The organism is Chitinimonas sp. (genome assembly GCF_041904975.1).
In the GTDB taxonomy this organism is placed as follows: domain Bacteria; phylum Pseudomonadota; class Gammaproteobacteria; order Burkholderiales; family Chitinimonadaceae; genus Chitinimonas.
In genome coordinates, this window is the sequence record NZ_JAYRLZ010000248.1 from 1 (window position 1) to 6,300 (window position 6,300).

General features: G+C 63.1%; 7 protein-coding genes. All 7 read left to right on the forward strand.

The annotated features are described in order from the left end of the window. Nucleotides 1–199 precede the first annotated feature (199 nt). Nucleotides 200–1,060: a hypothetical protein gene (locus ACE3OH_RS17940; RefSeq protein ID WP_374356309.1), complete on the forward strand. Its 861-nt coding sequence runs from the start codon at nt 200–202 to the stop codon at nt 1,058–1,060. A 486-nt stretch (nt 1,061–1,546) separates the two neighbouring features. Continuing rightward, entirely contained in the window at nt 1,547–2,011 is a 465-nt protein-coding gene (locus ACE3OH_RS17945; protein WP_374356312.1) for a transcriptional repressor, read from the forward strand. A gap of 109 nt (nt 2,012–2,120) precedes the next feature. Further along, a complete protein-coding gene (locus ACE3OH_RS17950) occupies nt 2,121–2,978 on the forward strand; it encodes a metal ABC transporter ATP-binding protein (RefSeq protein ID WP_374356315.1) in 858 nt (285 codons plus the stop codon). Nucleotides 2,979–2,993: 15 nt separating this feature from the next. Then, nucleotides 2,994–3,863, forward strand: coding sequence for a metal ABC transporter permease (locus ACE3OH_RS17955; protein ID WP_374356318.1), 870 nt, complete (start codon nt 2,994–2,996; stop codon nt 3,861–3,863). After that, nucleotides 3,864–4,733, forward strand: coding sequence for a metal ABC transporter solute-binding protein, Zn/Mn family (locus ACE3OH_RS17960; protein WP_374356321.1), 870 nt, complete (start codon nt 3,864–3,866; stop codon nt 4,731–4,733). A 19-nt stretch (nt 4,734–4,752) separates the two neighbouring features. After that, nucleotides 4,753–5,409: an ABC transporter ATP-binding protein gene (locus ACE3OH_RS17965; protein ID WP_374356326.1), complete on the forward strand. Its 657-nt coding sequence runs from the start codon at nt 4,753–4,755 to the stop codon at nt 5,407–5,409. Next, nucleotides 5,406–6,300: ABC transporter permease (locus tag ACE3OH_RS17970; RefSeq protein WP_374356329.1), on the forward strand; the 895-nt coding region annotated here is incomplete at its 3' end. The genes ACE3OH_RS17965 and ACE3OH_RS17970, both read left to right, overlap by 4 nt.

Genomic DNA, 6,300 nt, shown 5'->3' on the forward strand with positions numbered 1-6,300 from the left:
CGATGCGCAACAGAGCAGTGCAGCTGCCAAGGATGGGAGCAGTACAAAAACGTAAAAGAGCGTAAGCACGGCGCGGCGCCGCTTTGCGTAGCGCGCGTTGCCGGCTAGCATGTCGCCGCCTCAGTCTTGTCGGCAGGAACTTCCCGCCCTGCCCGCCTCCAAACAACGTCTTTTTTCTGCAGCCCAGCCGCATTCCTTCATGAGCGCCCCGTCCATCGAATCACCGCCCCTTGCTTGGCGCAAGCTGCAAACGCCATCCAGCGAGGTGGTGATCACCATCCGGCGCAATACACTGATTGCGATCATCGGCTCGCTGCTATTGCATATCGTGATATTGATCACGCTGAAGCAGCCGATGCGGCAGGGAGATGAAGGCGCGCCCGCCGCACCACATCCGTTTTCGGTCCAGCTCAATCTAGCCAAGCCCAACGCTGCAGCACCTGCCCCGCGTGTGGCCGAAGCCCCGCCGCCGGCTGCGCCGCCGCAACGCCATGCAACGGTTAGCGCACCGCGTCGCCTGGCATTGCGCCAACCCAGCCCGCAGGCGGCACCGAGTGTCGCGGCGCCTGCAACGCCGGCACCGCCCCCGGAGCCGGTCTACACACCCGGCCCGGCACCGGCAGTGGACTTGGCCAGCTATATCGCCGCACAGCGCGAGCGCAAGCAAGCAGCGGCGGGTGGTGGCGCGCCGGCAACGCCGAGCGCTGAAGAAGTGCGCGATGCCAATATCCGCCGCAATCTGCAGCAGCCAGGCACCAATGGCATTTTCCAGATCACCAGCATGAGCGCCAGCAGCGCACAGTTCTCCTTCCGTGGCTGGAGCGGCAATATCAGCAATGCCCGCCGCGAATTGATCGATGTACAGGCCGGCCCGGATGGCGACATCCAGCGCGCCATTGTTCGCCGCATGATCCAGCTGATCCGCAAGTACTACAGCGGTGATTTCAACTGGGATTCGTATCGGCTCGGCCGGGTCATTCCGCTTTCGGCAAGGCCGGAAGACAATGCTGGCCTAGAGGAATTCATGATGCGCGAGTTCTTCGGCACCCAGGGTCGCTAGGGAAGCGCTGAACAAATCCACTTACGCGCAATAGCGCAGCCCCCGCGGAGGCGGGAGCGGTGGGGGTGGAATAAAACAGCAAGGAATCAGCACATTACCCTCTGCCGCTTAGGCCCCGGGTTTGCAGGGATCGGCGATGCTGGTTGAAAACTCGATTTATTCAGCGCCTCCCAGGGTTCGCGCCGATCAGCTTGCCATTTCAGGCGACGTCGCGTTAGCGAAAACCTGGTGGCTCTGTCTGCTGAGGGGTGGCAGCTGATCGTTGTCCCTGTCACTCCTTACTCGGCTCGCCCTTCCAGATCACAAGCGTCGCCGCAAGCAAATCTTGCTTTGACATGATGAGCATGGTGCTCAGCATCACCGTGACCGACCCGACTTTTCCCCGGCTTTCCTGAGCTATCAGCCGCCCGGGGTGAAGCGACAGTCCTTGCTTGCCTGGGTGTTACGTTATAACATCTCCGCCTGCCTACCGGACTCCGCTACATCATGACCGCCCATGCCCATATCGATCAGGATCTCGACAACGCCGCCATCTGGTGCAGCGCCCGTGGTGAGAAACTGACCGATCAGCGACGCGAAGTCCTGAGCCTGCTGCTGACTGCCCCCGGCTCGATGAAGGCTTACGAGCTGTTGGCCGAGGTGCAAAAGCGCAAGCCGACCGCCGCGCCGCCCACCATCTACCGTGCGCTGGATTTTCTGGTATCAGTGGGGCTGGCGCACAAGCTCGAATCGATGAATGCCTTTGTCGCCTGCTGCGACTTCGAAAACCCGCACCATGGTGTGATGCTGATCTGCGATCGCTGCCATGGCGTCAGCGAGTTGCACGATGCCGGGCTGGCTGCGCGCATGCAGCAAGAAGCCAGCAAGATCGGCTTTGCCGTGGCGCCACAAGATGTAGAGCTGCATGGCGCCTGCGCCGCCTGCCGTGCCGCCGGCGAGGAAAGTGCATGAGCCGCCGTTTCAGCCTGATCGCACTTTCGGCACTGCAGCGGGTGCTGCTGGTATTGCCGCTGGTGGCCGTGCTCTGGTTGCTGGTGGCTTGGGCGCTGGGTACGCTGCCATGATGCGCTATCGTGCGCTCGGCCGCGCCGCGCCTGCCAGCGCGTCGCATATCCATCGTGCCCTGCCTTTGCGCCATATCGATGGGCCGGCCGCGATCAGCCTTAGCAATCTGACCCTCACCTATCATCGTCATCCGGTGGTGCACCATCTATGCGGCAGCTTTCCGCAGGGCGAACTCACCGCCATTGTCGGCCCGAATGGCGCAGGCAAAAGCACCCTGCTCAAGGCGCTTGCCGGACTGATGCCGGCCAACTCCGGCCATATCGCCTTCCGCGACGGCAAGCCACCGCGCTTTGCTTATTTGCCGCAACAGGCCGCCATTGCCCGCGATTTTCCGCTGTCGGTACGCGACACGGTACTGCTGGGTGACTGGCAACACAGCGGCTGGCTCGGCCGTGCCAGCCGCGATGCCCGCGCCCGCGCTGACGCCGCACTGGCCCGCGTCGGTCTGCAAGGCTTTGCTGATCGCACCATCGACGCCTTGTCGGTCGGCCAGTTTCAGCGCGTGCTGTTTGCCCGTGTCCTGCTGCAGGATGCACCGCTGATTCTGCTGGACGAGCCATTTGCCGCGCTCGATGCCATCACCACGCATGAATTGCTGGAGCTGATCAGTCACTGGCGCCAGGAAGGCCGCACGGTGATTGCGGTGCTGCACGACTACCAGCAGGTAAGAGACTACTTTCCGCAAACCTTGCTGATCGCCAAGGAATGCATCGCCTGGGGCCCCAGCCGCGAGGTACTGACCCCAGCCAACCTGGCTCGCGCCAACGGCATGGCGCAAGGCTGGGATGAACACGCTGCGGTTTGCCATCGCGATGAACGGCTGCCTGCTGCATCGCCAGAAAGGCCGGCCTGAACGGCCGCGTAAATCATGCTTTATGACCTGTTCTGGCAACCATTTGCCGACTTTGCCTTTATGCGTCACGCCCTGGTTGGCTGCCTGGCACTGGCGCTCGGCTGCGCGCCGATCGGCCTGTTTCTGGTGTTGCGCCGCATGAGCCTGATGGGCGATGCGATGAGCCATGCCATCTTGCCCGGTGCCGCCATTGCCTTTATCGCCTTCGGCTTGTCGCTCACCGCCATGAGCCTGGGCGGCCTGCTCGCCGGGCTGGTGGTGGTGCTGGCCGCCGGCGCAGTAACACGCAGCACCCAACTCAAGGAAGATGCCAGCTTTGCCGCCTTCTATCTGGTGTCGCTGGCCAGCGGCGTGCTGCTGGTGTCCAAGTGGGGCAATAACGTCGACCTGATGCATATCCTGTTCGGCAGCGTGCTGGCGGTAGACGATATGGCGCTGTGCTTTCTCGCCGGCGTGGCCAGCATCACCGTACTCACCCTGGCCGTACTGTATCGCGCCTTGGTGGTGGAGAGTTTCGATCCGGAATTCCTTCGCGCCACCGGCGGCGGCGGCGCCTGGGCGCATTTCGGCTTTCTGATCCTGGTGGTGCTCAATCTGGTGGCCGGCTTTCAGGCACTGGGCACCCTGATGGCGGTTGGGTTGATGATGCTGCCCGCCGCCAGCGCCCGCCTGTGGGCACGCGAGCTGCCCGCCATGCTGGCCATTGCCCTCGGTATCGCCCTGCTATCGGCCTATATCGGCCTGCTGCTGTCTTACCACGCCGACCTGCCATCCGGGCCGGCCATCATCCTCACCGCCGGCCTCGCCTACTTCGCCTCGCTAGGCTTGGGCCGTCACGGTGGCCTGCTGGGCCGCTGGCTACGCGGCCGTCATCTGGAAGCCTGAATGCGCAAACTCATCTCCTTGCTGGCCTTGGTGCTAAGCCTTGGCTGTCGTGCCGAACCGCTCCCTGTCGTCGCCACCTTCAGCATCCTCGGCGACTTGGTACAACAAGTCGGCGGCGACAAGGTGGTCGTCACTACCCTGGTCGGCGTCGATGGCGATGCCCATGTCTATCAGCCCGGCCCGCGCGATATGCATGCGCTGGGCAAGGCCCGCCTGCTGGTCAGCAATGGCCTTGGCTTTGAGCCATGGACCGACAAGCTGGTGAAGTCCAGCCATTACCGCGGGGACATTCTGCAGGCCTCAAGCGGCATAAGCAGCCGGCAACTGCCGGGCGGCCATCATGCCGATCCGCATGCCTGGCAGGATCCGGCCCGGGTCAGGCGCTATATCGCGAATATCGAGGCTGCGCTGGTAAAACTGGATGCCGCCAATGCCGCTTACTACCGGCAACGTGCGGCGGCCTACAGCGCACAGCTGCAGGCACTGGAAGCCTGGGCCGATGCGCAACTGGCCAGCATCGCGCCGGCCAAACGCATGGTGATTACCTCGCACGACGCCTTTGGCTATCTGGGTGAGCGTTTCGGCATTCGCCTGATTGCCGCCCAGGGCCTGAGCACTGATGCCGAGCCGACCGCCCGCGACATCGGCAAGCTGATCCAGCAAATGCGCCAGCAGAAGATCAAGGCGGTATTTGTCGAGAACATCAGCAATCCCCGTCTGGTTCAACAGCTTGCCCGCGAAGCCGGCGCCACGCCGGGGCCGGAACTCTATTCCGATGCCCTGTCGAAGTCCGGCGGCCCTGCCGCCGACTATCTGAGCCTGATGCGCCACAATATTTCGGCCTTGTTGGCCGGGATGCGCCTGAACTGATACCCGTGAACGAGACGATATGTTCGAACTGAAATCCCTAAGCCATCGCTACCCGGCCGGCCAGGAGCTGGCCTTTCCGGACTGGACCCTGGCCCAGGGCGAGCATGCCGTACTGGTCGGGCCATCGGGTAGTGGCAAGACCACCCTGCTGTCCATCGTTGGCGGCATGCTCAGCCCCAGCCAGGGCCAGGCCATCGTCGCCGGCCAGGATATTGCGCAGCTGAGCGCCGGCACACTCGATCGCTTTCGTGGCCAAACGATCGGCCTGGTGCCGCAGCGCCTGCACCTGATCGCCAGCCTGACGGTGGCCGAGAATCTGCAACTGGCGCAATACCTGGCGCGCTTGCCGCAAGATGCATCGCGAATCTCGGCAGTGCTGGATCGGCTGGGTTTGGCGGAACTGGCCAAGCGCCGGCCGCACCAGCTATCGGGCGGCCAGGCGCAGCGGGTAGCGATTGCCCGTGCCGTGGTCAATCAACCGAAATTGCTGCTGGCCGACGAGCCGACCGCCAATCTTGACGATGCCGCCACCGAGGCGGTGATCGCCCTGCTGGAGCGCGAAGCGGCGGTAGTGGGCGCCAGCCTGCTGATCGCCAGCCATGATGGCCGGGTCAAGGGGCGGTTCGCCCGGCATCTGGCCCTGTCCCAATCCTGCCCTGCTCAGGTGGCTGCATGAATATCGTCAAACTTTCGCTCAAGCAGCTGGCCGCCCGGCCGTTGACCACCTCGCTCAATATCGTGCTTTTGGCGATTGGTCTGGGCACCGTGGCCATCCTGATGCTGTTCAACGCCCAGTTGCAGGACAAGCTGCTGGCGAACGGCAAGGGTGTCGACTTGGTGGTGGGCGCCAAGGGCAGCCCCTTGCAGCTGATACTGTCCACCGTTTACCACGTCGATATTCCACCGGGAAACATCCCGCAAAAGGAAGCCGCCAAGATCGCCAAGCTGCCGTTTATTGCCAAGACCATTCCGATGGCGCTGGGCGACAATCTGCTCGGCCATCGCATTGTCGGCACCACGCCCGACTATATGGCGCTGTACGGCGGCAAGCTGGCCCAGGGCAAGCTATGGAAGCTGTCGATGGAAGCGGTGCTCGGAGCCAATGTCGCTGCACAGTCGAAGCTGCAGCTGGGCCAATCGTTTGCCAGCAGCCACGGTTTGACCGGCGGTGGCGCCTTGCACGATGACAATAAGTACGAGGTAGTCGGCATCCTGGCGCCGAGCGGCACCATCCTGGATGACCTGGTACTGACCGATATGCAGAGCGTGTGGGACTTGCATGAGGGCGAAACCAGCAGCAATGCGGCCAATGCGAGCAAGCCAGCTGCAGACGACGAAGACGGCATTCCCCGCGATATCACCGCCTTGCTGGTGCAATACAGCACCCCACTGGCGGTGCTGTCGATCCCGCGCCGCATCAATGCGGAAACCAATATGCAGGCCGCCAGCCCGGCACTGGAGTCCGCACGCCTGCTCAATATCGTCGGTTTTGGCCTCGATGCCTTCCGCGCCTTTGCCCTTATCATGATCATCTCGGCCGGTCTGAGCGTGTTTGTAGCGCTGTATA

What these genes read in the sequence shown, in the direction of transcription:
- ACE3OH_RS17945 (WP_374356312.1), top strand. Translation starts at nt 1,547, where the DNA reads ATGACCGCCCATGCCCATATCGATCAGGATCTCGACAACGCCGCCATC.
- ACE3OH_RS17950 (WP_374356315.1), top strand. Translation starts at nt 2,121, where the DNA reads ATGATGCGCTATCGTGCGCTCGGCCGCGCCGCGCCTGCCAGCGCGTCG.
- ACE3OH_RS17960 (WP_374356321.1), top strand. Translation starts at nt 3,864, where the DNA reads ATGCGCAAACTCATCTCCTTGCTGGCCTTGGTGCTAAGCCTTGGCTGT.
- ACE3OH_RS17955 (WP_374356318.1), top strand. Translation starts at nt 2,994, where the DNA reads ATGCTTTATGACCTGTTCTGGCAACCATTTGCCGACTTTGCCTTTATG.
- ACE3OH_RS17940 (WP_374356309.1), top strand. Translation starts at nt 200, where the DNA reads ATGAGCGCCCCGTCCATCGAATCACCGCCCCTTGCTTGGCGCAAGCTG.
- ACE3OH_RS17965 (WP_374356326.1), top strand. Translation starts at nt 4,753, where the DNA reads ATGTTCGAACTGAAATCCCTAAGCCATCGCTACCCGGCCGGCCAGGAG.